This is a genomic window from Pseudomonas sp. Irchel 3F6, assembly GCF_900187595.1.
In the GTDB taxonomy this organism is placed as follows: Bacteria; Pseudomonadota; Gammaproteobacteria; order Pseudomonadales; family Pseudomonadaceae; genus Aquipseudomonas; species Aquipseudomonas siliginis.
Window position 1 is genome coordinate 641,319 of record NZ_FYDP01000001.1, and the last position, 21,393, is coordinate 662,711.

The 21,393-nt window shown below is 58.3% G+C and carries 25 protein-coding genes and 1 pseudogene; 13 read left to right on the forward strand and 13 right to left on the reverse strand.

The genetic code is table 11. From position 1 onward, the window contains the following. The first annotated feature begins 19 nt into the window (after positions 1-19). The 3 genes from CKW30_RS27425 to CKW30_RS02855 are packed head-to-tail and all read left to right on the forward strand — an operon-like array spanning position 20 to position 2,223. Positions 20-1,282, forward strand: coding sequence for a hypothetical protein (locus tag CKW30_RS27425; protein WP_252877571.1), 1,263 nt, complete (start codon positions 20-22; stop codon positions 1,280-1,282). Positions 1,283-1,287: 5 nt separating this feature from the next. Continuing rightward, positions 1,288-1,623 carry a hypothetical protein gene (locus tag CKW30_RS02850; RefSeq protein WP_095179794.1) on the forward strand — a complete coding sequence of 112 codons (336 nt, stop codon included), beginning with the start codon at positions 1,288-1,290 and terminating at the stop codon, positions 1,621-1,623. A gap of 51 nt (positions 1,624-1,674) precedes the next feature. Next, the gene (locus tag CKW30_RS02855; protein WP_095179795.1) at positions 1,675-2,223 is read left to right on the forward strand and encodes a glycoside hydrolase family 19 protein; all 549 of its coding nucleotides are present in this window, start codon (positions 1,675-1,677) and stop codon (positions 2,221-2,223) included. Here the strand turns inward: CKW30_RS02855 and CKW30_RS02860 are convergent, their stop codons facing one another. After that, positions 2,224-2,526, reverse strand: a complete 303-nt coding sequence (locus CKW30_RS02860) for a hypothetical protein (protein ID WP_095179796.1) — start codon at positions 2,524-2,526, stop codon at positions 2,224-2,226. A gap of 67 nt (positions 2,527-2,593) precedes the next feature. Here CKW30_RS02860 and CKW30_RS02865 point away from each other — a divergent pair, with 67 nt between their 5' ends. Then, positions 2,594-3,085 carry a lysis system i-spanin subunit Rz gene (locus tag CKW30_RS02865; protein WP_095180296.1) on the forward strand — a complete coding sequence of 164 codons (492 nt, stop codon included), beginning with the start codon at positions 2,594-2,596 and terminating at the stop codon, positions 3,083-3,085. Between the two features lie 195 nt (positions 3,086-3,280). Then, the gene (locus CKW30_RS02870) at positions 3,281-3,496 is read left to right on the forward strand and encodes a hypothetical protein (RefSeq protein ID WP_221264806.1); all 216 of its coding nucleotides are present in this window, start codon (positions 3,281-3,283) and stop codon (positions 3,494-3,496) included. Position 3,497: 1 nt separating this feature from the next. Here the strand turns inward: CKW30_RS02870 and CKW30_RS02875 are convergent, their stop codons facing one another. After that, positions 3,498-4,190, reverse strand: coding sequence for an SOS response-associated peptidase family protein (locus CKW30_RS02875; protein ID WP_095179798.1), 693 nt, complete (start codon positions 4,188-4,190; stop codon positions 3,498-3,500). A 708-nt stretch (positions 4,191-4,898) separates the two neighbouring features. Here CKW30_RS02875 and CKW30_RS02885 point away from each other — a divergent pair. Then, a complete protein-coding gene (locus CKW30_RS02885; protein ID WP_095179801.1) occupies positions 4,899-5,927 on the forward strand; it encodes an acyltransferase in 1,029 nt (342 codons plus the stop codon). A gap of 62 nt (positions 5,928-5,989) precedes the next feature. After that, positions 5,990-6,426, forward strand: a pseudogene (locus CKW30_RS02890) (cell wall hydrolase). Positions 6,427-6,438: 12 nt separating this feature from the next. Here CKW30_RS02890 and CKW30_RS02895 read toward each other — a convergent pair. The 3 genes from CKW30_RS02895 to CKW30_RS02910 all read right to left on the reverse strand — a co-directional run bounded on the left by CKW30_RS02895 (position 6,439) and on the right by CKW30_RS02910 (position 8,460). After that, a complete protein-coding gene (locus CKW30_RS02895; RefSeq protein ID WP_095179803.1) occupies positions 6,439-6,771 on the reverse strand; it encodes a hypothetical protein in 333 nt (110 codons plus the stop codon). Between the two features lie 78 nt (positions 6,772-6,849). Next, entirely contained in the window at positions 6,850-7,059 is a 210-nt protein-coding gene (locus CKW30_RS02900; protein WP_095179804.1) for a hypothetical protein, read from the reverse strand. A 474-nt stretch (positions 7,060-7,533) separates the two neighbouring features. After that, positions 7,534-8,460 carry a universal stress protein gene (locus tag CKW30_RS02910; RefSeq protein WP_095179806.1) on the reverse strand — a complete coding sequence of 309 codons (927 nt, stop codon included), beginning with the start codon at positions 8,458-8,460 and terminating at the stop codon, positions 7,534-7,536. 255 nt (positions 8,461-8,715) lie between these two features. On the opposite strand from CKW30_RS02910, the gene CKW30_RS02915 reads away from it, so the two are divergent. From CKW30_RS02915 to CKW30_RS02930, 4 genes are all read left to right on the forward strand, one after another. Beyond that, positions 8,716-9,789, forward strand: coding sequence for an NAD(P)-dependent alcohol dehydrogenase (locus CKW30_RS02915; protein ID WP_095179808.1), 1,074 nt, complete (start codon positions 8,716-8,718; stop codon positions 9,787-9,789). A 35-nt stretch (positions 9,790-9,824) separates the two neighbouring features. After that, complete coding sequence (locus tag CKW30_RS02920) at positions 9,825-10,049, forward strand: hypothetical protein (RefSeq protein ID WP_095179810.1); 225 nt, start codon at positions 9,825-9,827, stop codon at positions 10,047-10,049. 47 nt (positions 10,050-10,096) lie between these two features. After that, entirely contained in the window at positions 10,097-11,338 is a 1,242-nt protein-coding gene (locus tag CKW30_RS02925; RefSeq protein WP_095179812.1) for a DUF4010 domain-containing protein, read from the forward strand. A gap of 100 nt (positions 11,339-11,438) precedes the next feature. Beyond that, positions 11,439-12,362: a universal stress protein gene (locus CKW30_RS02930; protein ID WP_095179814.1), complete on the forward strand. Its 924-nt coding sequence runs from the start codon at positions 11,439-11,441 to the stop codon at positions 12,360-12,362. A 53-nt stretch (positions 12,363-12,415) separates the two neighbouring features. Here CKW30_RS02930 and CKW30_RS02935 read toward each other — a convergent pair whose 3' ends face one another. Beyond that, on the reverse strand, positions 12,416-12,979 hold the full coding sequence (locus tag CKW30_RS02935; RefSeq protein WP_095179815.1) for a GNAT family N-acetyltransferase: 564 nt from the start codon (positions 12,977-12,979) through the stop codon (positions 12,416-12,418). A 224-nt stretch (positions 12,980-13,203) separates the two neighbouring features. On the opposite strand from CKW30_RS02935, the gene CKW30_RS02940 reads away from it, so the two are divergent. Beyond that, complete coding sequence (locus CKW30_RS02940; RefSeq protein ID WP_095179817.1) at positions 13,204-14,115, forward strand: universal stress protein; 912 nt, start codon at positions 13,204-13,206, stop codon at positions 14,113-14,115. A gap of 41 nt (positions 14,116-14,156) precedes the next feature. Here CKW30_RS02940 and CKW30_RS02945 read toward each other — a convergent pair whose 3' ends face one another. The 3 genes from CKW30_RS02945 to fnr all read right to left on the reverse strand — a co-directional run bounded on the left by CKW30_RS02945 (position 14,157) and on the right by fnr (position 17,395). Then, entirely contained in the window at positions 14,157-15,062 is a 906-nt protein-coding gene (locus tag CKW30_RS02945) for an amino acid ABC transporter substrate-binding protein (protein WP_095179818.1), read from the reverse strand. A gap of 49 nt (positions 15,063-15,111) precedes the next feature. Then, positions 15,112-16,452 (reverse strand): putrescine-ornithine antiporter, encoded by a 1,341-nt coding sequence (potE, locus tag CKW30_RS02950; protein ID WP_095179820.1) that lies wholly within the window; start codon positions 16,450-16,452, stop codon positions 15,112-15,114. A 202-nt stretch (positions 16,453-16,654) separates the two neighbouring features. Further along, positions 16,655-17,395 carry a fumarate/nitrate reduction transcriptional regulator Fnr gene (gene fnr / locus CKW30_RS02955; protein ID WP_095179822.1) on the reverse strand — a complete coding sequence of 247 codons (741 nt, stop codon included), beginning with the start codon at positions 17,393-17,395 and terminating at the stop codon, positions 16,655-16,657. Between the two features lie 233 nt (positions 17,396-17,628). Here fnr and CKW30_RS02960 point away from each other — a divergent pair, with 233 nt between their 5' ends. After that, positions 17,629-18,600: a universal stress protein gene (locus CKW30_RS02960; RefSeq protein ID WP_095179823.1), complete on the forward strand. Its 972-nt coding sequence runs from the start codon at positions 17,629-17,631 to the stop codon at positions 18,598-18,600. Here CKW30_RS02960 and CKW30_RS02965 read toward each other — a convergent pair. The 4 genes from CKW30_RS02965 to CKW30_RS02980 all read right to left on the reverse strand — a co-directional run bounded on the left by CKW30_RS02965 (position 18,594) and on the right by CKW30_RS02980 (position 21,390). Then, the gene (locus tag CKW30_RS02965) at positions 18,594-18,806 is read right to left on the reverse strand and encodes a hypothetical protein (protein ID WP_256584142.1); all 213 of its coding nucleotides are present in this window, start codon (positions 18,804-18,806) and stop codon (positions 18,594-18,596) included. The two genes, CKW30_RS02960 and CKW30_RS02965, sit on opposite strands and share 7 nt — an antisense overlap. Before the next feature lie 342 nt (positions 18,807-19,148). Then, positions 19,149-19,352, reverse strand: a complete 204-nt coding sequence (locus CKW30_RS02970) for a hypothetical protein (protein WP_224787232.1) — start codon at positions 19,350-19,352, stop codon at positions 19,149-19,151. A gap of 8 nt (positions 19,353-19,360) precedes the next feature. Continuing rightward, entirely contained in the window at positions 19,361-20,731 is a 1,371-nt protein-coding gene (locus tag CKW30_RS02975) for an ATP-binding protein (protein WP_095179826.1), read from the reverse strand. Further along, complete coding sequence (locus tag CKW30_RS02980; RefSeq protein ID WP_016774538.1) at positions 20,728-21,390, reverse strand: response regulator; 663 nt, start codon at positions 21,388-21,390, stop codon at positions 20,728-20,730. The genes CKW30_RS02975 and CKW30_RS02980 overlap by 4 nt, the downstream gene beginning before the upstream one ends. Positions 21,391-21,393 lie beyond the last annotated feature (3 nt).

The window sequence follows — 21,393 nt, forward strand, 5'->3', positions numbered from 1 at the left end:
TCTTTTATAGGATGCACCCATGCCCTGGTACAAAACGGGAGCGGTCTCTGTCACCCAAAATTCCAACGCGGTGATCGGCGTCGGTACGGCTTTCATTGCGAATTCCCGTGTTGGTGATGCTTGGATCGGTCCAGACAGTGGATTGTATGAAGTCACCAACATCGCGAGCGATACCGCACTTTCAATTTCGCCGCCGTATAAAGGCCAGACCAATACGGGCGGAACCTATGCCCTCGCGCCTATGCAGGGTTATTTGAAGGACACGGCCGATGCCCTCAGGCAGGCCTCGTTAGAGGTTGGCGGTGCACTCGATGGGCTGGAGGAAAGCGTGCAGTCGGCGAGTCAGTCGGCTACTGCTGCTCTTGCCTCCAAAAACGCTGCCGGGGAATCGGCGGCAGCTGCGGGCCAGTCCGAAACTGCGACGCTGGAATACAAAAACTCGGCGGGTCTTTCAGCAAACGCGGCGGCGCAGTCCGAAGCCGCTTCGCTTGACTACAAGAATGCTGCCGGTACGTCCGCAACCAACGCCGGACAATCGGAACAGGCTGCGCTTGGTTACAAGGACGCTGCGGCAAATTCCGCAAACAATGCCGCCGCGTCTGCTGCGGCGGCGGGTGCGCTGGGCGTTGGCCGGGGCTACATCGACGGGCTAACGCTCGGTTGGGTGTCAGCTACGTCGATCAGCGTTGGAGCGGGCAGTGCGTACATCCCGTCGGTCAACAAGGTTGTTAGTTACGCAGGCGGCACTTTCACGCCATCGGGGGCGGCCAACAGCTTTATCCATGTTTACCTGACCGCTGCCGGCGATATCGAGCAGGCCGCCACGGTGCCTTTACGTTATTACAACCAGGCACACCAGAAAACAGGGGACAACTCACGCCGTTACATCGGCTCGCTGCTGGTAGGAGCGGCGAACAACATCTACAAGTTTCACCACCATCCGCTCGATTCGTCGATGAGTTACACCTTCGGCGCCCCGCAGAGCGCTCCATTCCGAATCCTCAATGGATTGACAGGGATCGGCAGCGTCAGCACAGCGGCAAGCTGCCCGGCGACAGCGCACACGTTGGCCGGTTCTTTTCAGACAAGCTCGGGCGGTATCGCGCAGTTCACGCCATCCGACGCTGGCACGGCGGCATCGGTAGGGTGGCAGGTGTTCGTTTCGGCGGGGACGGTGCAGAACGGAACCTGCCGTATCGCTGACGATAGGACCATCACCTATTGGACGTCTTCTTCGAACCTCGCCTACATCTACACGCTTGGCTACTACTTCGACAGGTGACGAATATGCCTTATGCAATTACAGCTACCGGCTGGAGAGCGATTAACCCCGACATGGAGCTGCAGGACGGGGAAACTTTCGCTGAGGAGATTCCGCAGTGGCTCATAAATGCGAGTGCCGCTGCGGATGCGCTGCGCGAGGCAACGCGCATTGAGGAGGAATGGCGAGCTACCGAGATTTTGGAGATCAACGACCAGTTGATGGCGCTGGAGGAGGGGGCCGAAGCGCTCCCGGGTACGCGTGAGCAGTGGCTAGCCTATCGAACCCGAGTCAGGAACTGGAAGGAAGGGGCAGAGGGATTCCCCGAACCAGCCAATAGACCGTGGCGCCCAGCCGCATAAACCAACCGCAACCCGCCATCGAGCGGGTATTTTTTTGCCTGGAGAAAACAGATGCCTATCACCCAACAGCAACTGCTGCAGATCCTCCCGAACGCCGGCGCAAGAGCCGGCGTTTTTGTTCCTGTCCTCAACACGGCGATGCAGCGCTACCAGGTCGTCGGTGCCAAACGGGTGGCTGCGTTCATTGCCCAGATCGGGCATGAGTCCGGCCAGTTGCGGTACGTCCGGGAGATTTGGGGGCCGACACCGGCCCAGGCACGGTACGAGGGGCGGGCAGACCTCGGCAACACCAAGCAGGGCGACGGCCTCAAATACCGCGGCCGTGGCCTGATCCAGATCACCGGCCGGGCGAACTATGCCGCATGTGGCGAGGCGCTGGGCCTGGACCTGATCAATCAGCCGGAACTGCTGGAGCTACCGCAGCATGCTGCGATGTCGGCGGCATGGTGGTGGGCCACGCATGGGCTGAACACTCTGGCCGATGCCGGCGACAACTCGAACATCGGCAGCATCATCAACACCGGTCGGCGCGGGCGCACTCCAAACGGCGCAGATGAGCGCCAAGCTTTGTACGAGAAAGCGTTGAATGTTCTCGGCTGATCATGCCGTTTTTGGCATGTAACCAACAACATGGTAGTCGCTCCAACCTGCCTCACCTTTATCACTGGGTTTCACACCAGGTTCAGCCACAAGCACATACCCCCAGGCTGAAGCGTCGATATGCGGCCGGTAAATTCTCAGTGCGAATTGGTCGAGGCCTTCCTCGTTCAGGATGATGCTGATCCCCCGATTATCGATCCTGATATTGGTATTGCCGATGGTGAATTCAGCAGGCGCATGTTTGGCATCGGCACCGAGCGCCGCGCCGATCCCTGCGATTGTAATTTCCCTTTTGGTAGGCATTTCCAACTCCGTAGGTTATCGATTCCGGAACTCTTATATAGCAGAGGATTAGCGTGTGTTCATTTACATGAAGCTTTTAGGCGTCATCGCAATGATCGGTATCGGCTTCGGGAGCGCCTGGCAGTTTCAAGATTGGCGCTACGGCAAGCAATTGGCCGAGCAGTCCCAGCTGCATACCGAGACCCTGAACCAGTTGACGAATGCCGCGGCAGCTGCGCAGCAGGTCGAGCAGGACAAGCGCATGGCGCTCGAGCAGCGGCTGGCGGCCAGTGAGAAAACCCACTTCGAGAAAATGACCAATGCACAAAACGATCAGGCTCGCCTGCGCGATCGCCTTGCCACTGCTGATCTGCGGCTGTCAGTCCTCATCGACGCAAATTCAGCCGGTAGCTGTGACGTGCCAAAAGCCACCGGCGCCGGCGGCGTGGATCATGCAGCCGTACGAGCCCGACTTGACCCAGCGCATGCTCAACGAATTATCGCCATCACCGACACCGGTGACCGCGGACTGATCGCGCTGCAGGCGTGCCAGGACTATGTGCGAAACTTGCAACATTGATGGCCCTCCGCCACGCTTGCAGGGCCTTTGGTCTTGAACCATCATTCCTTTTTGATGATGGCGATATGTACGTGGACAAGCGACTCGCAGGGCTTTCGTTTTTGATGACCCTCGTTTGGGTTACGGTCGTCCTGGCGGTGATGTATTGGATGTCGCAGTGAATACAAAGGGTGAATCGTTGTGGAAGGCGTAGTGATGGGCGACAAAATGCAGCGAGAGGCCGATCGCCTGCTGGCGCAGATCGTCCGGACGGATTCGATGATCACGGCGGTAAAGGCGGGAGCACGGGCAGAAGGCTTCGTGCTTGGGCTGGAAACCGCCGGCGCCCTGCGCGCTGGCGATGCTGAAAGGCTCTATATCATTTTCGAATCTGCGCTGGTGGAGCACCTGAAGACACTTTCTCAGCATTAAATCATTCAGCTTTTTCATCAATCGGATTGATCAATCCGCTTTGTTGATTGCGTACATTGCCCACGGCGCGATCGACCTTGAACCATTCGAAAGCCTCTGATGGCTCGCCCTCATGCAGCACCATCTGTTCGGCGCGCTCTTTGGGCGTGGCTGGGTCCAACCATTCCCGCGCGAGCTCTGGCGGAAGAGCGACCGGGCGGCGGTCGTGGATGTCGACCATGCCGCCGGCGCTGTAGGCGGTGATGATTACAAAGCCGTCGTGCTCGCCGGGGCCGTGCTCTTCGTTCCGGTACTGGCCGATCGCGGCGCAGAGGATCGGGGACTGGTCGCGATGCCTGATCAGGTAGGGCTGCTTCTTCGGCCCACCTTCGTCTACCCACTCGAACCAGTTGTTGATCGCGATGATTGCCCGGTGCGGCCAGATCGCGCGGAAGAACGGTCCGTGGGCGACTTTCTCCACGCGGGCGTTAATTGGCGCGGCGCGGTCTTTCGCCCAATGCGGGCGCCATCCCCAGCGAACCATGTCCGCGTGCAGAAACTCGCCTTCCTGGTGGAAGAGGGCCAATTGAGTGGTCGGCGCGGCGTTGTACCGCTCAAAGGGCTGCTCGCCGGTCGAGTTGATTAGCGCGTTCGGCATGCTGAGCGCTGCCACGAAGTCGTGGATTCCGCTGTACTGGGAAAGTCGTCCGCACATTGCGCCTTAACAATTCCACGACGCTTTCGAGTTCTGCAGGTTATTTAATTTCCAGTTCTGTTTTCTTTCCGCCAGGTTATCGGTCGAGTAGCGGTACCGGGCAATCTGGATCGAACCACTGGAATCTTTTCTGGGCTGGGTCCGGGATGTAGGTTTGGGTGGATAGATCGAACACCGGCACGATCCAATACACCGCCTCGGATGAGCGCATCAAGGAGGAAATCAATTACGTTCAAGACACCTCGACCTTTCGCTAGTCGAGTCCTTGAGGCCTGTTACTTACAGATTCTCACAGCGTGGGCCGGTTTCTCAGTCGAGCGTAAAACGAGGGTTCATCGCTCAGGACGTGATGCTTTCGGATTCTTCATTGGTAACGGGTGAGATCATCGAGGGCGAAACGAAGGATAACATTACGTCAATTCTCTCCCTTGATTCGCTCGGTCTCGTTTCTTACTTGGTTGGCGCGGTTCAAGAGCTTTCATCGAAAAACCATCAGCTCGAAAGCCGAATCAGGGCGCTTGAACAAGTCCAATAGATTACCGTTTTGATACGCCCGCCATCAACGAGCAGGTCGAAGTGATACGGGGATGGGCGGCAGCTTGAGTGGGTTATTAGGCCATATGTACCGCCGCCCCTCACCTGAAAATAGAAATGACAACAAAATATTGGGCGAGTACCATCCACTGAATTTGAAATCAGGGATTGAGCATGGACACAAGAAGCAGACAATTTTCCGTAGGCTTAGATATAGCTCGAGTGGTAGCTTGCATACTGGTTGTAGTTGTACATATATCCGCAAATGATTTTTTTGTGTTCAGTGAAAAATGGTTTTCGGCCAATTTCTTTGATTCTCTGGCTAGGGCTTCTGTACCCATATTCTTCATGATTACAGGAGCATTGCTCGTATCGAGAGATGAGGGGGTATTTCCATTTTATAAGAGTCGGGTTGGTAGGGTTCTTCAACCATTGATATTCTGGTCAGTCATTTATGCTGCGGTATATTGGAAAGAATATCCAGGGATTTTCGGCAGCATTAAGTTGCTACTGACTGCGCCTTCGTATGGGCATCTTTGGTATTTTTACTCTCTTCTCGGCATTTACGTATTACTGCCTTTCTTGGGGAAGATATTTAGAAATTCAACTAATAATGAGCGGTTGATGTTTCTCGGTGCTTGGGTCCTGTGTAACTGTGTTTGGGGTACGTTAGGGCAGTTTGTAGTCCCCGGATTCGATCCCATAGAGCTATATTCGCTGTTCAGCTTTACTGGGTATTTCGGTTTTGTCTTCCTCGGAGCCTATCTCTTTGACAGAAACCAAAACAAAGGCGGCATGGGATGGCTGGCACTAAACATCTTCCTAGCTTTTGTTGGGTCCGCAGGCACGTGCTATCTGACATATCTCGTTTCCGTACGAGCCGGTCACCCTTTGCAAACCTTCTATGTTTACCAGTCACCACTCATAGTCCTCGCGGCTTGCGCTGTTTTTAATATTGCTTTGATGATTCGATCGGTTCCTGCTTTCATTAGGCCGATCGTTTCTGCGATCTCTGCTTGTTCACTTGGGATATATGCATTTCACCCGCTCGTGATGGACGTCCTAATACGATATTTCGATCTCAACAATCCTGATGTTTCCGGATGGATAACGATCCCGGGATTGGTTTTCCTTACAATGGCAATTTCGCTTGTTATTGTGTGGGGGTTCCGAAAAATATCAGTTTTTAGAAGAGTCTTTTAACGACTGAATTAACGTTTGAGTACCCGCCATCGAGCGGGTATTTTTTTGCCCGGAGAAAAGTTATGCCAGTAACCGAGAAAGACCGCGACATCCTCGCCCGCACGATTTGGGGCGAGGCGCGAGGCGCGAGGCGCGAGGCGAAGGCACGGCCGGCCAGATCGCCGTGGCCTGGACGATCCGCAACCGCGTGTTCGACGGCAAGGAGAAGTCGTGGTGGGGCGAGGGCTACGCCGGCGTTTGCCAAAAGCCGTGGCAGTTCAGCTGCTGGAACAAGACCGACCCGAACTATCAGTTCCTGATCGGCGTGAAGCAGATCCCGTTCCGCGAGCTGGCGCAATGTCGAATCGCTGCTGACCAGGTGATCGACGGCAAGGTGCCGGACCCAACCGGCGGCGCCACGCACTATTATGCCACCAGCATCAAGGCTCCGGCCTGGGCGGCGAAGGCCAAGCAGACACTCAAGCTCGGGCACCACGTCTTCTTTAAGGATGTGCCGTAGCCCGAATCTGGCTCACTCTTCCTCCTCGCTCTCGCGAAGCTTCCTGAGCAGGCGCTGGTTTTCATTGAACAGATGGTTTCTGCTGTGCTCGACGTCGGCGAATCTTCGCCTTTCGCTCAGCAAATCCCCCTCGGCGTACTGAAGCTTGGCCTTGAGAGAATCCCTATCCTGCCTGAGTGCATCATTGTCTCCGACCAAGCCTTCGATATTCGCCAACGCTCGCTCCAGCTTGAGAGTGAGTGCTTCGAATTCGTTCTCGTACATCCGCAGCTGGTGTCGGCAGGTTTCGAGCGGGGTCGGGTTGCCGAGCCAATCGTCGGTGTCTTCTATATAGAGCGGGTCCACGGTGGCGCCTTACTGAATACTGTTCGTATATACAGTAATCGAGGCTGTGCCAGCGGGCGAGGGTAAGGCGACGAGCTGTCAGTCGGGCGTCATCAAAACAGCCAAGGTCATTCTGATGAATTCTTCATTCCGATCGAGCGCGGCCAGAGAGCTTCGGACATTTTCGGCGACATCGGCTGATCCGCGCTGCTCGACCCAGAGGGTGAGCTCCATGATGGCGGCTTCAAGGGCGAGCTGGTTTTCATTTATTTTGAAGAGTAGGGAAGGGAGCAGATCAGAGTTTGGCATTGGTTTCCTCCTTGGACGAAACCAGAGTAGCAGGGGGATTCAATGTCGGCAGAACGCCGGAGAAGGGCAAAGCGCTGGATTATGCAAAGTCGGCATAGTGCCAGCTACTCAGTGTCCGATAGGGTTTCAATTTTTACGTGAAATTAAGGCCCTTTTTTTGGGCCGCAATCATTTTTCGGTATGCGAAAACATTGGGGCGAATCTCAGTCTTTCGACTCTAATTGCGGCCCAAAAAAACGCATCAAAGCCGCAGCCCGCTTGATTCTGGCGCGGGACTTAAAATCCCCCGCTCGTAAGGGCGTGCCGGTTCGATTCCGGCTTCGGGCACCATAAATATCAAGGGCTTGCATGACATATGTCATGCAAGCCCTTATTTTTTGTGCCGTGGGAATGTTTTCCACGCTCCTGACTGGCCATTCCGTCGCCGTCTGGTGCCTGAAGTTCCACTCCTTTCTTCAGCGTCGACTGCATCCATCAGCGAGTAAGTGTTTCCGGCGCTACCACCCATACGCTACAGGGCATTTTGTACAACAGATGCTCGACCGTGCTGCCAACCAGTCTGCCTATTCCTCGATGAGTGACGCGGCCCATTACGATCACATCGATGTCGTAAGCATCGGCATAGCTGGAAAGCACCTTGGCGGGATCGCCCACAATCATGTGCTGGTTTTCTGCCGGAATGTTGTTGCGTGCAGCCAGCGCCTGGAAAGCTTCGCCTTGGGCGTCGAACAGTTTCTTGGCTGCGCTGGAAGAAAAGATCGCGGACGCGTTATTGAAGCCGAATTCGGCAGCGCTGATCGATGACAGGTCATGAGCATAAATTACGTCCAGGCTGCCATTGCAGATACCGGCCAGTCTTGCTGCTTCGCGCAGGATCCGGTCGTTGAGGCCCTGGTATTGGCCATCACGATGGAAGGGGTCGACCGCCGCGACGATTCGGCGTGGCAGTGCGTTTTGAGCGTGGCTGACAAAATGCAGCGGCACCGGGCATTCGCGCAACAGGTGGATATCCAGCGGCGTGAACATCAGCCGCGACAGAAATGATTCGTGCTCCAGAGCCTTTACAAGCGCGGCCATCGGCTGTTCCTTCAAATGGATGAGGATCTCCTTCAAAGGATTGTCCACCCAGACGACCTCGGTGGTGACGGTCACTCCGATCTTGCGCAGCGGCCGGGCCTGGTCTTCGAGCCATTGATGATGGCGTTCGACATAGCCCAGACGCATCTGCTCCAGGGCTTGCTCGTTGACCATTCCTGCGGTCGCCAGGCCCTCCAGATAATCAAACGCGACAATATGCAGTGCGGCATCCGACGCTTTGGCCAGTGCGGCGGCGCGGTCGAATGCGGGACTGTTTTTCATCAGCGGCGACACGACCAGCATGAAACGCGATTGCTCAGACATGACAGAACTCCCGAGGTAGTCACCCAAGCATTGCGCTGCATGCCAGGAGTGAGTAGTGGCGCATGCGCTTATCCTGGAGCGAGCCAGCAGGGCGGGGTTGATATTTATCAACCATACATCAGCGCGTGGTCGTGAGCGGATGTACGGTCGAGCAAGACCACTGATCCTCGGATAGTTGACCATTATCAACTACGACCCTGTCGCCGCGGCTCAAGCTCTGCTCTGCACTCACCTGTCGGCGGAGGGAAAGTCATCATGGCCACCATGAAAGCCGCAATATTCGTTGAAAAAAACCGCATCGTGCTCGATGACAAGCCGATTCCCGAGGTCGGGCCGCTGGATGCGTTGATCCGCGTGACCACCACCACCATTTGCGGCACCGACGTACATATCCTGCGCGGCGAATATCCAGTGGCCAAAGGGCTGACCATCGGGCACGAACCGGTCGGCATCATTGAGCGATTGGGCTCGCAAGTACGCGGTTTTATCGAAGGGCAGCGAGTGATCGCCGGTGCCATCACCCCAAGCGGGCACAGTTACGCGTGCCTGTGTGGCTGCGGCTCGCAGGACGGCCCCGACACCCGGCACGGCTTCAAGGCCATTGGCGGCTGGAAGTTTGGCAACACGATCGACGGTTGCCAGGCCGAGTACGTATTGGTGCCGGATGCACAGGCCAACCTGTGCCCGATCCCCGATGAGTTGAGCGATGAGCAGGTCCTGATGTGCCCGGACATCATGTCCACCGGGTTCTCGGGGGCGGAGCGGGGCGAGATCGCCATCGGCGACGCTGTCGCAGTATTTGCATTGGGTCCCATCGGCCTCTGCGCCGTGGCCGGAGCGCGCCTGAAGGGCGCCACCACGATTATCGGTGTCGACGCGGTGCCCGAACGCATGGCCATGGCGCGCCAACTGGGCGCGACCCATACCGTCAATTTCAAGGACGGCAATGTGGTGGAGCAGATCATGGCGTTGACCGATGGCCGTGGCGTGGATGTGTCCATCGAAGCGCTGGGCACCCAAGGCACGTTCGAGTCGGCATTGCGGGTGCTGCGCCCGGGTGGGCGCTTGTCCAGCCTCGGGGTGTATTCCAGCGATCTGCACATCCCGCTCGGCGCGTTTGCCGCCGGATTGGGCGATTACAGCATCGTTTCCACCCTGTGCCCCGGCGGCAAGGAGCGCATGCGGCGCCTGATGGCGGTGGTGCAGAGCGGCGCCGTCGATCTGTCACCGCTGGTGACTCACCGTTTCAGGCTGAACGACATCGAGCAGGCGTATGAGTTGTTCGCTCATCAACGCGACGGGGTCATGAAAGTCGCAATCACTCCTTGAAAGCACCTTGGCGTGCCGCTGAAACCGGGGTTTGCATGAACATCAAGATCGCTGAAAAACACGCTCCCCATGGCTGGGTCGTGCACATGGATGACTGGGATGTGGGCTTCAGGAGCCTTAAGGCTGCGCAGGAATTTGTCGAGGTGCTTGAGGCCCGTATCAACGCCCCTCACGAGTGGCCGAATGCGTTTGCCCAGCCGTTGCCAGCGAGGCCGGCAACGGCTCGCCGCATCAGCGCAAGTGCTGAATGCTCGCCATAAGCCAAGTGCAGAGCAGGGTGCGCAAACCCTGCGGGACGCTACCCATCATGAATGAGGTTTTTGATCTGTCCGGCGCCGCTGCGGCGTTGGGGATCGGCATGCTCATCGGTCTTGAGCGTGAACGGCACAAGGGCACCGGCGATGCGCGACACTGCGCCGGTTTGCGCACGTTCGCCATTACCGCGCTGTTGGGGTATGTCGCGCTACAGGTCGGCGGTGGCCTGCTGCTGGGGATCGTCGCCGGCTGTGTCACATTGCTGACCAGTGTCGCCTACTGGCGCAGTCAGAGCGACGATCCCGGGGTGACCAGCGAGGTGGCGTTGATCGCGGTGCTGATCCTGGGCGCGTTGTGCGCAACTGCGCCGGCGCTGGCCATTGCCCTTGGCGTGGTGATTGCGGGCCTTTTGGCGTATCGCCAGACGCTGCATCACTTTGCCAACAGCCAGTTGTCCGACACGGAAATGCGTGATGGCCTGATCTTGCTGATCGCCGCGCTGGTAATACTGCCATTGGCACCGGACCGATATATCGGCCCGTACGCCGCGATCAATCTGCGCACCATTTGTACCGTGACGGTGTTGCTGATGCTGGTCGGCGCGTTCGGCCACGTTGCCGTGCGCGCTTTGGGCTCGCGCTATGGCTACGTCATCAGCGCGATTGCATCCGGCTTCGCCTCCAGTACCGTGACGATCGCGACCATGGGCCAACGCCTTGCCCATGAGCCGGGCAATATCCGCATCCTCAGCGCGGCCGCGATTTTCTCCAATCTGGCAACGGTGATACAGGTCGGACTGATCCTCATGATGGTTGATCCGAATCTGCTGAACAGTATATGGACGCCTCTGCTTTTCGGCCTGATCGCTACGTTGTTGTACGGCGCCTGCCTGATGTTTCCCGACCCCACGCGAGGGAGCCGCAGCAAACCGGTCGATACGGCAGGGGCGTTCAATCTGAAACTCGCGGTCATCGTGACATTGACGCTTACCGGCATCACATTCGTCTCCTCGGCCATGCTCAGCAACTTTGGTCAGGCAGGCTTGTGGCTTACCGCAATGCTTTCGGGCTTTGCCGATGCGCACTCTGCCACAGCGTCCATCGCAAGCCTGGCCAAGGCGGGCCAGGTGCCTTATGACTCGATAGTCGTGCCAGCGCTGATTGCCGTCAGCAGTAACTCGTTGAGCAAATGCGTGGTGGCGTGGGTCAGCGGCGGCAGGCGTTTCGCTGCCTGCGTGATCCCGGGCCAGGTATTGCTGACCTTGGCCATGTGGGCGGGCACTGTGCTGTTTTGAGCGCAATCGGTGCTCTTGCTGACAAAGATCAAGCTGCCAATGGACACAGCATTCACCCTGAAGACTGTTTGTTCTGGCTGGCCGCATGCCGAGGTATCCCATGTCACAGACTCCGCGTTTACTGTTGATCACTCCTTCAGCCATGGAGCACACGCCAGCGTTCGAGCGCGCGGCTGCGCTGGCCCAGGCCATGCAGTTGCCGCTGCACATCGTGGCCTTCGATTACTTGCAGGCGCTGGCAGTGGCAGGGCTGTTTGCCCCCGAGCAGATCCGCCTCGCCCGCGATGGTTATCTGCGCACTCACCGGCAGTGGCTCACAGAGCAGGCGTCGTTGCTGGCAAGGCATCAGATCATGGTCACCAGCGAGGTGATGTGGGTTCAGGATCCCTTCGCCGAGATCCTGCAGTTCATCAACGAGATGCCGTTGCTATTGATCATCAAGGATGTGCAGCACGAGTCCGTGCTGGAGCGTATTTTCTACACCCCGCTGGACTGGCAACTGTTACGCGATTGCCCGGTGCCGGTGCATCTGGTGACCGACGACACCCATCCGCGCCCACGCCGTGTGCTGGCCATCGTCGATGTCTTGCGCAGCGAAGAGCAGGACTGCGTGTTCAACGATCAGATCATCGATGCCGCCGCCCAACTGGCCGCGCAGTGCGATGCCAGTCTTGATGTGGTGCATGTTTACGACTGGACGGCGGTTTACGCCACGGACATGGGGTTCGGCGCATTGCCGTTGGCCACCGGGATTCATGAAGCGCTGGGCACTGCGCAGCATGAGGCATTTACGGCCCTGGCCGAGCGCCACGGCGTGCCGGTCTCACGCCGGCACTTCATCGAGGGCGCACCGGTGCGCAGTATCTGCGAGTTCGCCATCAACAAGCAGATCGACGTCATTGTCATGGGCACAGTGCAGCACCACGGCTTGAGCAAGTTGTTAGGCACCACCGCCGAACAGCTGCTGCATCGGGCACCTTGCAGTGTGCTGGCGATCAAGCCGCAACCCACACTGCAATCCTGAAACACGAACGCCCCGAGGTGAATCGTTGGCCGACTCACCTCGGGGCGATTCATTTACAGGTCAAGACGATGAATGACCTGGCGTGCGTCGTCCGGATCATTGTGGGTCTCGAAGCCCAGGCTTTTGGCCAGATCGCGCATCGCCGAGTTACTGGCGGCATCGACCGAGTACATCTGGCGGAATCCGTTGTGGCGGGCTGCCTTGATCAAGTGTTCCATCAGCAACGTGCCCAAGCCCAGGTGCTGCCATTCATCGGCGACCGTCACCGCGCACTCGCATTGATGGGCGCCTGTGCCGGCGTAGCGGCTGATGCCGATTTCGATCAACTTGCCGTTCTCGTGAACCAGTGCAATGAAGGCGGTGCGCTGTTTGTTATCGGTGTCCATCAACTGGTCGAGCAGAGCGGTGCCGGGTTCGCCGATCTGGGCGAGAAAACGCATGTGCCTGGATTCGGGGGACAGGCGCTTGATGAAGTCGTATTCGCGCATGCGATCCTTCTCCGTGAGCGGCCGGATCAATACATGGCGACCGTCCTTGAGCGCCTCAATCCAGTATTGACCGGAAACCGCTGCATAAGCGGCCACGGCCTGATCGTTGTGGTCTTTGACGGTGAGCATGGTCATTCTCCATCCGGTTCGAGAGGCTGGCGGGCGGTTGGAAAACCGTCCGCTTGCCTCCCTTCTACGCGGTTGCCCATGGCGACATCTGATCTACATCAGACAGCTGCCATGCGCCTCGTTGATTGACCCGGGTTTGATGTAAATCAACGCCCGGCCAGGGCGAGCGGGCGCAGTCTTGAAGCCTGCCGGCCCACCGCGCCGGTGCCGAGCGGAGGTGTGTGATGGGCCAATATGAACGTCTGTTGCTGGTCGCCGACCAGACGCTGCATCAATCGGCTGCGATGCTGCGTGCCATCGCGCTGGCCAAGGCGAGCGGGGCGGCACTGGATGTGCGGGCCTTCGTCGAGCCGGTGCCGATCACCCATCTGTGGGAGGAAAAAATCGATGACGTGGATGCTCAGCGCTATCAGCGGCGCTACCGTCGCTGGGTGGCCGATGAGCTCGAGCAGCTCAGCAACCAGGGGCTGGACGGCACCGTTGATGTGGTCTTCTCCAGCCATCCGCTGCTGGACATCCTCAAGACCGTCCATGTGCTCAAACCCGACCTGTTGATCAAGGATGTGCGACTGGAACCGGCGCTCAAGCGCGTGTTCATCACGCCGCTCGATTGTCACCTGCTGCGTGAGTGTCCGATCCCCGTGCATCTGGTCAATCAGATTCGCTATGCGTTGCCGCATCGTGTCGTCGCGGCCGTTGATCCGTTTGATCCAGATACCCAAATCAATGGCTTGAACGACGTCATCATACGATCGGCGAACGCTTTGGCGTTGCAATGCGACGTGCCGTTGCACCTGCTCTGCGCCTACGATTTGTCCGCCGCTTTCAACGGCGATGCACCAATGATCAACGGTGGCTGGAACGAAGATCTGGCGAACGAGCTGCGTCAGACACTGCATCAGGCTTTTGTCGCCCTTGCCGATCGTCACGGTGTGCCACCTGAGCGTCGACACTTCGTCATGGGCCATCCAGTGCAGGTCATCAATGAGTTCGTCGAGCAGTACCTGGCCGACGTGGTGGTGATGGGCACGGTTCATCGCGTGGGCATCGAACGCGTGATCGGCAGCACCACCGAGCGCGCCTTGTATTCGGTGCCGGGGAGCATTCTGGCGGTGACGAAAGAGCCTGTGCGTTGAGCATGATCGCAGCGTAGCGAGCCAGCCTGTTCGCTGGCTCGCTAGGGTATTGCATAGATCTTGAACAGCTTCCTGGCCGCATCGCCGGCGCCGCCCAGATGTTTGTCGAATGCCTGTTCAATTTCGCCGGATTGGTACATTTCACTCAGCGCCGTGTCGACCAGCAGACGGAAATCCTCATCCTCTCGATCCACTGCCATCGCCGTCGGTGCGTACTCGAAAATCCGCTCCACCAGCACCAGGTTGCCCGATGGATAATTTCTGGTCAGCAGATGCTTGAGCATCATGCGTTCAGCGAAAAACGCATCGGCTTTGCCATTGGCAACCAGATTCAGACCGGCTTCTGCGTTCTCTACGGTGACCAGCGTGGCGACCACACCCAGCAATCGCATCTGCTGTTGTATCCACGTCTCGGTGACCCCGCCGGCGATGGCGGCATACGTCTGATTGGCCAGACCACGGTTCACCGTGGCTCGCCACGTTGGCCCGGTATGGGCCACTTTGCCGTTCAGCACATTGAGCAAGGTTTCGGAAGCATCCTGGCGCACCACGGCCGAGAGACCGGCGGTGTAAATCGGCACCGAGTAGCTGACGACCCTGCGCCGCGCCAGCGTGGGTGGGGTCGGCGTACAAAGAATGTCGATCTTGCCGGAACTGACGGCGCTCATCTCGTCGTTGAGCGAGACCGGTTGGTAATTGATTTTCAACGCCGGCAGATTCAGATCGATCCTGACCTTCTCGGCTATTTTCAGACAGAGATCGATGGCATAGCCGCTGGCTTTATCGGCGGCCTGATCACTGAAAGGCATGAAGTCAGGCACGTAGCCAAGGGTGATCGCTTGACTGGCCCGGATGCGCTCCAGCGTGTTGCCATGGGCGATTACCGGTAGCAGCGTAAGCATGCAGACGAGCAGCAGGTGGTGGGCTCTGGTCAGTTTCACGTTCATGCGCGCGGTTCCTCGAATTCAGATTTCTGTGCTGTACCGAAGACTTCGATCAAGGGTTATCAGGCCGGGGGCCGACAGGCGCAGGGGCATCGACAAAACGTTTGGCAAGGAAACCGTAAAGCAGGTAGCCGAAAACCAGGACCAGGATGCCGCCGAATACCGCGTCCTTGCCGCAGGCATACAGCGCATACAAGGAATAGACCACGGCAACCACTAACAGCAGGGTATTGCGCGTGTATACGGCTGCGCTGACTCTGGCTTTGTACATCATCACCAGCAGCCCGGTGGCTGCCGTCACGTAGGGAATCAGGTTGGTCACCGCGGCGAGGCTGACAAGTTTTCCAAACTGCGCGCTCGCGTTCGGCGAAATGGTCGACAGCGCCATCAAGGTCTGCAATACGCCGCAGACCAGCATCCCGACGATGGGGGCGTTGCGTGCGCTGACCTTGCTGAACAGTTTTGGAAACATGCCCTGATCAGCGGTCACTTTGGCCGTTTGCGCCAAGGTGAACTGCCAGCCCAGCAGCGAGCCGACACAGGCCATCACCGCGAGCGCCATGATGATGTTGCCGACCAGGGGATTGAACATGTGCGCATAAACGAGCGCGAAAGGCGCAGATGAGTTGGCCAGTTCGGCGTTGGGAATAATGCCCTGAATGACCGTCGTCGATAGCACATAGACCACCGCTGCCCCCAGTGTCCCGAACAGACAGGCCAGCGGTACGGTGCGCTTGGGGTTTTCCACCGCATCTGAGGCCTGGGCTGCCGACTCCATGCCGAGAAACGCCCAGAGCGTCAGGGGAATCGCTTTGCTGATGGCCTCGGATATCGGCAGTTGATTCGGGTTCCAGGCGGCGATGATCAGATCGGGTTTGAACCAGAACCAACCGATGATGCTCAAGCCCGCTACAGGAATGATTACCCCCCACACCGTAACCGCACCAATCCTGCCGGTGATGCCTGGGCCGCCGAAATTCGCCACGGTGGTCAGCCAGAGCAGACCGACCGTTCCAACGAATAAAGGAATGGCGCCGCTTCCCAGCCAAGGCATGAACGATGTCATGTATCCCACTGCGGAAATGGCCACCGCCACGTTGGCGATGGCCAGCGACAGGAAGTACAGGTAAGAGCACAGAAAAAAGCCTGACTTTGCATGCGCCTCTTCGGTGTAGGCAGATAACCCGCCAGAGCGCAGGCAGAAGATGCCGCACTGGGAAAAGCAATACGCGATGGCCATGGAGCCGACAGCGGTGACGATCCATGACAACAATGAAACAGCCCCGAGTTGGGCCATGCTCGTCGGCAACATGATGATGCCTGAGCCCATCATGTTCACCGTCACCAGTGTGGTGAGCCCCATGAGGCTCATTTTCTTGCTTGAGTCGGCCATCGGAGTTCCCTCGATTTGCGCAACGCATCACCGCTCAGCCGACGCACGAGGTTTTGCCGGCATCGGCAGTACGCAGCTTTTCAAGCGACGTTCAACGGTTAGAAAGACAGGTGATTTCAAGTGCATCGAAACAGCGCGCCCATCGCTTCGATATGGCTTGCCCGAGGGATGGCGAAGGCATGGCAGGAACTCATGGACGGGCTCAATGCTGCTGGCGGTTGCAGCCCGACACCATCTGCTTGAGGCCGTCCATGTTGCGGATTTTTACGTCGCGTGCGGTGATTTCCACCAAACCCTGATCGCGCAAGTGGGCAATGCCGCGGCAAATGGTTTCGAGACGCAGCCCAAGGTAGGAGCCGATTTCTTCACGGCGCATTTTCAGCACGAACTCTTTCGAGGAATAGCCACGGGAGCTGAGGCGTTGTGAAAGGTTGACCAGGAAAGCCGCGAGGCGCTCATCTGAGTTCATGTTGCCCATGAGCATCAACATGCTGTGATCGCGCACAATTTCCCGGCTCAGCAGTTTATTCAGATTGTGCTGCAGCGATGGCAGGCTTTGCGCGAGTTTTTCCAGCTGTGCGAAGTGAATCGGACAGACCTCGCTGTCCTCCAGCGCATACGCAGTACACGCGTGTTGATCGATACTGATGGCGTCGAGCCCGAGCATTTCGCCGGGAATATGAAAACCGGTCACTTGCTCGCGGCCGTCGACGGAGACCACGCTGGTCTTGAACGAGCCTATTCGCACGGCGTACAGCGAGCGTAGCGGGTCCCCCGTCCTGTAGAGAGCAGCGCCTTTCTTCACCTTGTATCGCTGCACGATCAGTGTGTCGAGTCGATCAACCTCCGGGCCAGTCAGACCGAGCGGCAGGCATAACTCCACCACACTGCAATTGGAACAGGCAGTTTTAAGAATCGGCGGGGGCGAGTGGGCTTCAAGCATGGATAAGCAGCCTCCAGTGAGTGTGATAAGCATAGAAGTCTTCGCAGCGCACGTGCCTTTCGTTTGGCGTGCCAGCGTGATTACGGACGAACGGCGGGGAGGGGAATCACAAAGGCAACGGCCTCTGCGCCGCTCTTGTGTCGCAGGCTTGATGGGGAGACTTGATGCATATCAAGCGTGGCGGTTGGCAGAGTTGCAGAATCGTCCAATGGCGCTGACTGGAAATACACGTGATGTTCAGGCTCAAACGCATTCTGTTGATCGCACCCGCCGAAATGACCCGCACCCCGGCGTTTGATCGCGCCCGGGCGCTCGCTCGGGCCAGTGGCGCGTTGTTGCACATCGTAGCGTTCGATCATGTCCAGTCCCTGGCGTTGGCCGGCCTGATCGACCACGACGCCATGGCGCAAGCGCGTGAAGGCTATTTGCAGATGCATCGCCAGTGGCTGGAGCAGCAGGCCCGGTTTCAACGTGGCGCCGGCGTGCAAGTCAGCACCGAAGTGGTCTGGGCCAGGGCCACCCCGGCGCATGTGCTTGAGTACATCAATGACATTCATGTCGATCTGGTGATCAAGGATGCTCACCATGTTTCAGCGCTCAATCAAACGTTTCATCCGCCATTGGACTGGCTATTGGTACGAGATTGTCCCGCCTGCGTGCATCTGGTCACCGAGGCCGCACATCCGAAACCCTTGAAGATCCTGGCGGCCATTGACCTGTCGCATCTCGAGGATCTGACCCAAGGGCTCAATGACCGGATACTTGGCGTTGCATCGACATTGGCAGCTAAATGCGATGCATCGTTGCACTTGTTGAACGTCGCCAATTGGTCAGTGGTGGGTGATGCGGCGATGAGTGTGCCGAACTTGAGTCTGGATCACAGTTTGCGCGATGCGATCAACGACACTCAGCAGGAAGCCTTCGATACGCTGGCCGAGCGCTATGGTCTCGATGAAGAGCATAGCCACCTGCTCTCAGGTGTCCCGTACCGGGTGATCGAAGACTTCGCCCGGCAGCACGCGTTCGACCTGCTGGTGCTCGGTATCTGTCACCATCAAGCGCTCGACGGCTTCATCGGCGGCACGGCCGAATGCCTGATGAACCGGGCTTCTTGCAGTTTGTTGATGGTCAAGGCAATGCCTGCCACAGCCTGCCCGGTCATCGCAGCAGTTGATGGTAATCGGTTGGGGATAATCCATCAGTGACTGCGCCCGCCGTGTGCGTATTGCCATTGTTGCCAGGCGTGCCGATATTTCTCATCGGCGCGTTTCCTCGCTTCAGTGAACTTGTGCATGGTGTCTGTAGAAAACGGCTCTTCAAGGACGGCATAGGCCCGTTCGCTGGGCCGATCGGCTTCGTGAAACAGTGCGCCACTGTCATCGATCGCGTCGGGGACATTGGCGGTTGTCATGGCTGAATCATTGATGACCATATCGTGAACCTCGCAAAGCAAGAATGAGGGTGGGTTGCGGACCTGCCACCCTGTGGCCGCATCTGTAACTTTCACGCGTTCGAGCAGCTTGTGACTGTCCCTGATCCGAGATGCGGGCGCAGCCGAGTCATGAATCTATTTCGATCCAGTTTGTCGTCGCAGCGATTGATCCAGATCAATGTCGCTCGCCAGTTTCATCGCCGCTTTGTCGGTTTTCCAGGCGCTTTCGCAAGGGTGGTGGACAAGCCTCGATATTCAGGTTTTTCACTGTACCAGGACCCCTGCAGCGTACTGGCGGTCTAGCGCAAACGCTGGTGCACCTTACAAAGTCAGCGTTCCGGCCCACAACATCCGGCCAGCGTAAATCGCGGCGGCCCAGATGATGATCAACACACCCGTTTCCGGACCGCTGAGCGGCTGACCCTGACGTGTTTTCAGCGTGCCCAGGTAAATCAACGAGCCAGGCGCGTAGAGCAGAGCGCTGAGCAGCAGGTATTTGGGGCCGGCGGCATACAGCTGAATCAATCGGATGATTATTCCCCTGCCGGAATCGATAACGTCGCCCTCAAACCTCCCTCTGCGCGGTTTGTCAGTTCAATCCGTCCGTTCAGTCGCATAGCGATGGTGTTGACAATGGTCAACCCCAACCCGGCTCCATGCGCCGTGCCACGGCTGTAGAAACGCTCGAACAATCGCTCTCTGTCCGATTCATCGATTCCCGGCCCTTGATCGTCGACCGTCAAATGACAGAAGCCATCGGACTCGCTCAGGTGCACGGTGATCGCACCGTGTTCGGGGGAGAAATTCGCCGCGTTGGTGATCAGGTTATTCAGCGCAATGTCGATGGCGGCGGGGTCGGCGAGGACATGAAACGGTTGGTCGCTGACCTCGAAGATCAATTCAAGGTGTTTGCTCAGCAACCATGGTGTCAATTGCACCAGGCTGTTGCGTACTGTTTCGCTGAGATCAATGCGTTGCAGTGGCGGCGGGTTGGGTTTGGGTTCAAGACGCGCCATGGTCAGCAGCTGATTGACCAGTCGGCTCGTGCGGTCGACTCCGGAGATCAGAAACTCAAGTGACTCACGACGCTCCTCTTCGGTACCGGCCTCCTGCAGATTTTGTGCATGCACCCGCAGCACCGCCAGCGGCGTGCGCATTTCGTGCGCGGCATCGGCGATAAAGCGACGCTCCCGGCCGAGCACTTCCTGAATCTGCGCGAGCATGCGATTGAGCGCTGCCTGCATGGGCTCCAGCTCACTGGGCAGGGGCGTCAGTTGCAGCGGCTCAAGTGAACCACTGTGACGGGCGCGCAGAGTCGCCGCCATGTCTGCCAGGGGCTTGAGTCCCCAGCCTATGGCCAGCCAGACCATGGCGGCGAGGATCAGGCTGCCGAGCATGTTCGGCCACAGCGTGTGGCGTACGATGCGGTCGACCAGGTCGGTGCGCACATCGTCGCGCTCGCCGACCCAGATGCGCAGGCCGTTCTGCTTGTCTTCCAGCATGAACGCTCGCCATTGCCGACCTTTCAGATCGACGACGTCGCTGAAGCCCGTTCTCGTCGGCGGCGCAGTGAAGGAGGGCGCACTGGCGGTGTGTACCAGCACCTCGCCTTGCGGGTTCCACACCTGGAAGGCGATTTTGCTTTCGTAAGGATGTCCGTCAACCCGGGGCTTGGCTTCCCCGAGAGCCTGATTGAAGGCCTGATACAACTGCGCGTGCTCGGTACTCGCCATCGGCATACGCATCACGCCCTGCAGCAGGCGTGCGTTCTGCGCCAATTGCGCGTCGTAGACCTCGGCGATTTCGTGGTTGCTGTCATGCACGTTGAAGAGGCTGAGTATCGCCAGGCCGGCCAGTAACAGGCCGATGATCAGGGTCAGCGTGCGCCGGCGGATCGAGGTCATCGACGCTCCTCCACCAGATAACCCACGCCGCGGATGGTGCGGATCAGGTCGGTGGAGAACTTCTTGCGCAGGTGATGAATGTGCACTTCCAGGGTGTTGCTTTCCGCTTCTTCGTTCCAGCCGTAGAGCAACTGGATCAATTGATCGCGAGTCATCACCCGCCCCGGCGGCGACAGCAGTTCGTGCAGCAGCTGATATTCCTTGGGGGTGAGCGCGACCGGCTGGCCTTGATAACTGACCTGCTGGGTGCCGGGGTTGAGGCTGATGCCGGCGTGTTCGATCAGCGCCTGGGCGCGCCCGGCACTGCGGCGCAATAAGGCGCGCAGGCGGGCTTTGAGTTCGGCGAGGTCGAACGGCTTGACCAGGTAATCGTCAGCACCGGCGTCGAGTCCGGCAATGCGGTCTTCGGTGGCATCGCGAGCGGTGAGAATCAACACCGGCAGGTTCGAACCGCTGTCGCGCAGGCGGCGCAACACTTCGAGGCCATCCATGCGTGGCAGGCCGAGGTCCAGCACGGCGACGTCAAACGTTTCGCTGAGCAGCGCGTGCAAGGCGCTGCTGCCGTCCTTGAGCCAGTCGACGGTGTATCCCTCACGGCCCAGCGCCTGATAGATGCCTTCACCCAGCGCCACGTCATCCTCGATCAGTAATAAACGCACGCG

Excerpts from the sequence above, each read along its gene's own strand:
- CKW30_RS27425 (WP_252877571.1), top strand. The coding sequence starts at position 20 with ATGCCCTGGTACAAAACGGGAGCGGTCTCTGTCACCCAAAATTCCAAC.
- CKW30_RS02850 (WP_095179794.1), top strand. The coding sequence starts at position 1,288 with ATGCCTTATGCAATTACAGCTACCGGCTGGAGAGCGATTAACCCCGAC.
- CKW30_RS02855 (WP_095179795.1), top strand. The coding sequence starts at position 1,675 with ATGCCTATCACCCAACAGCAACTGCTGCAGATCCTCCCGAACGCCGGC.
- CKW30_RS02860 (WP_095179796.1), bottom strand. The coding sequence starts at position 2,526 with ATGCCTACCAAAAGGGAAATTACAATCGCAGGGATCGGCGCGGCGCTC.
- CKW30_RS02865 (WP_095180296.1), top strand. The coding sequence starts at position 2,594 with ATGAAGCTTTTAGGCGTCATCGCAATGATCGGTATCGGCTTCGGGAGC.
- CKW30_RS02870 (WP_221264806.1), top strand. The coding sequence starts at position 3,281 with ATGGGCGACAAAATGCAGCGAGAGGCCGATCGCCTGCTGGCGCAGATC.
- CKW30_RS02875 (WP_095179798.1), bottom strand. The coding sequence starts at position 4,190 with ATGTGCGGACGACTTTCCCAGTACAGCGGAATCCACGACTTCGTGGCA.
- CKW30_RS02885 (WP_095179801.1), top strand. The coding sequence starts at position 4,899 with ATGGACACAAGAAGCAGACAATTTTCCGTAGGCTTAGATATAGCTCGA.
- CKW30_RS02900 (WP_095179804.1), bottom strand. The coding sequence starts at position 7,059 with ATGCCAAACTCTGATCTGCTCCCTTCCCTACTCTTCAAAATAAATGAA.
- CKW30_RS02910 (WP_095179806.1), bottom strand. The coding sequence starts at position 8,460 with ATGTCTGAGCAATCGCGTTTCATGCTGGTCGTGTCGCCGCTGATGAAA.
- CKW30_RS02915 (WP_095179808.1), top strand. The coding sequence starts at position 8,716 with ATGGCCACCATGAAAGCCGCAATATTCGTTGAAAAAAACCGCATCGTG.
- CKW30_RS02920 (WP_095179810.1), top strand. The coding sequence starts at position 9,825 with ATGAACATCAAGATCGCTGAAAAACACGCTCCCCATGGCTGGGTCGTG.
- CKW30_RS02925 (WP_095179812.1), top strand. The coding sequence starts at position 10,097 with ATGAATGAGGTTTTTGATCTGTCCGGCGCCGCTGCGGCGTTGGGGATC.
- CKW30_RS02930 (WP_095179814.1), top strand. The coding sequence starts at position 11,439 with ATGTCACAGACTCCGCGTTTACTGTTGATCACTCCTTCAGCCATGGAG.
- CKW30_RS02935 (WP_095179815.1), bottom strand. The coding sequence starts at position 12,979 with ATGCTCACCGTCAAAGACCACAACGATCAGGCCGTGGCCGCTTATGCA.
- CKW30_RS02940 (WP_095179817.1), top strand. The coding sequence starts at position 13,204 with ATGGGCCAATATGAACGTCTGTTGCTGGTCGCCGACCAGACGCTGCAT.
- CKW30_RS02945 (WP_095179818.1), bottom strand. The coding sequence starts at position 15,062 with ATGAACGTGAAACTGACCAGAGCCCACCACCTGCTGCTCGTCTGCATG.
- potE (WP_095179820.1), bottom strand. The coding sequence starts at position 16,452 with ATGGCCGACTCAAGCAAGAAAATGAGCCTCATGGGGCTCACCACACTG.
- fnr (WP_095179822.1), bottom strand. The coding sequence starts at position 17,395 with ATGCTTGAAGCCCACTCGCCCCCGCCGATTCTTAAAACTGCCTGTTCC.
- CKW30_RS02960 (WP_095179823.1), top strand. The coding sequence starts at position 17,629 with ATGTTCAGGCTCAAACGCATTCTGTTGATCGCACCCGCCGAAATGACC.
- CKW30_RS02965 (WP_256584142.1), bottom strand. The coding sequence starts at position 18,806 with ATGACAACCGCCAATGTCCCCGACGCGATCGATGACAGTGGCGCACTG.
- CKW30_RS02975 (WP_095179826.1), bottom strand. The coding sequence starts at position 20,731 with ATGACCTCGATCCGCCGGCGCACGCTGACCCTGATCATCGGCCTGTTA.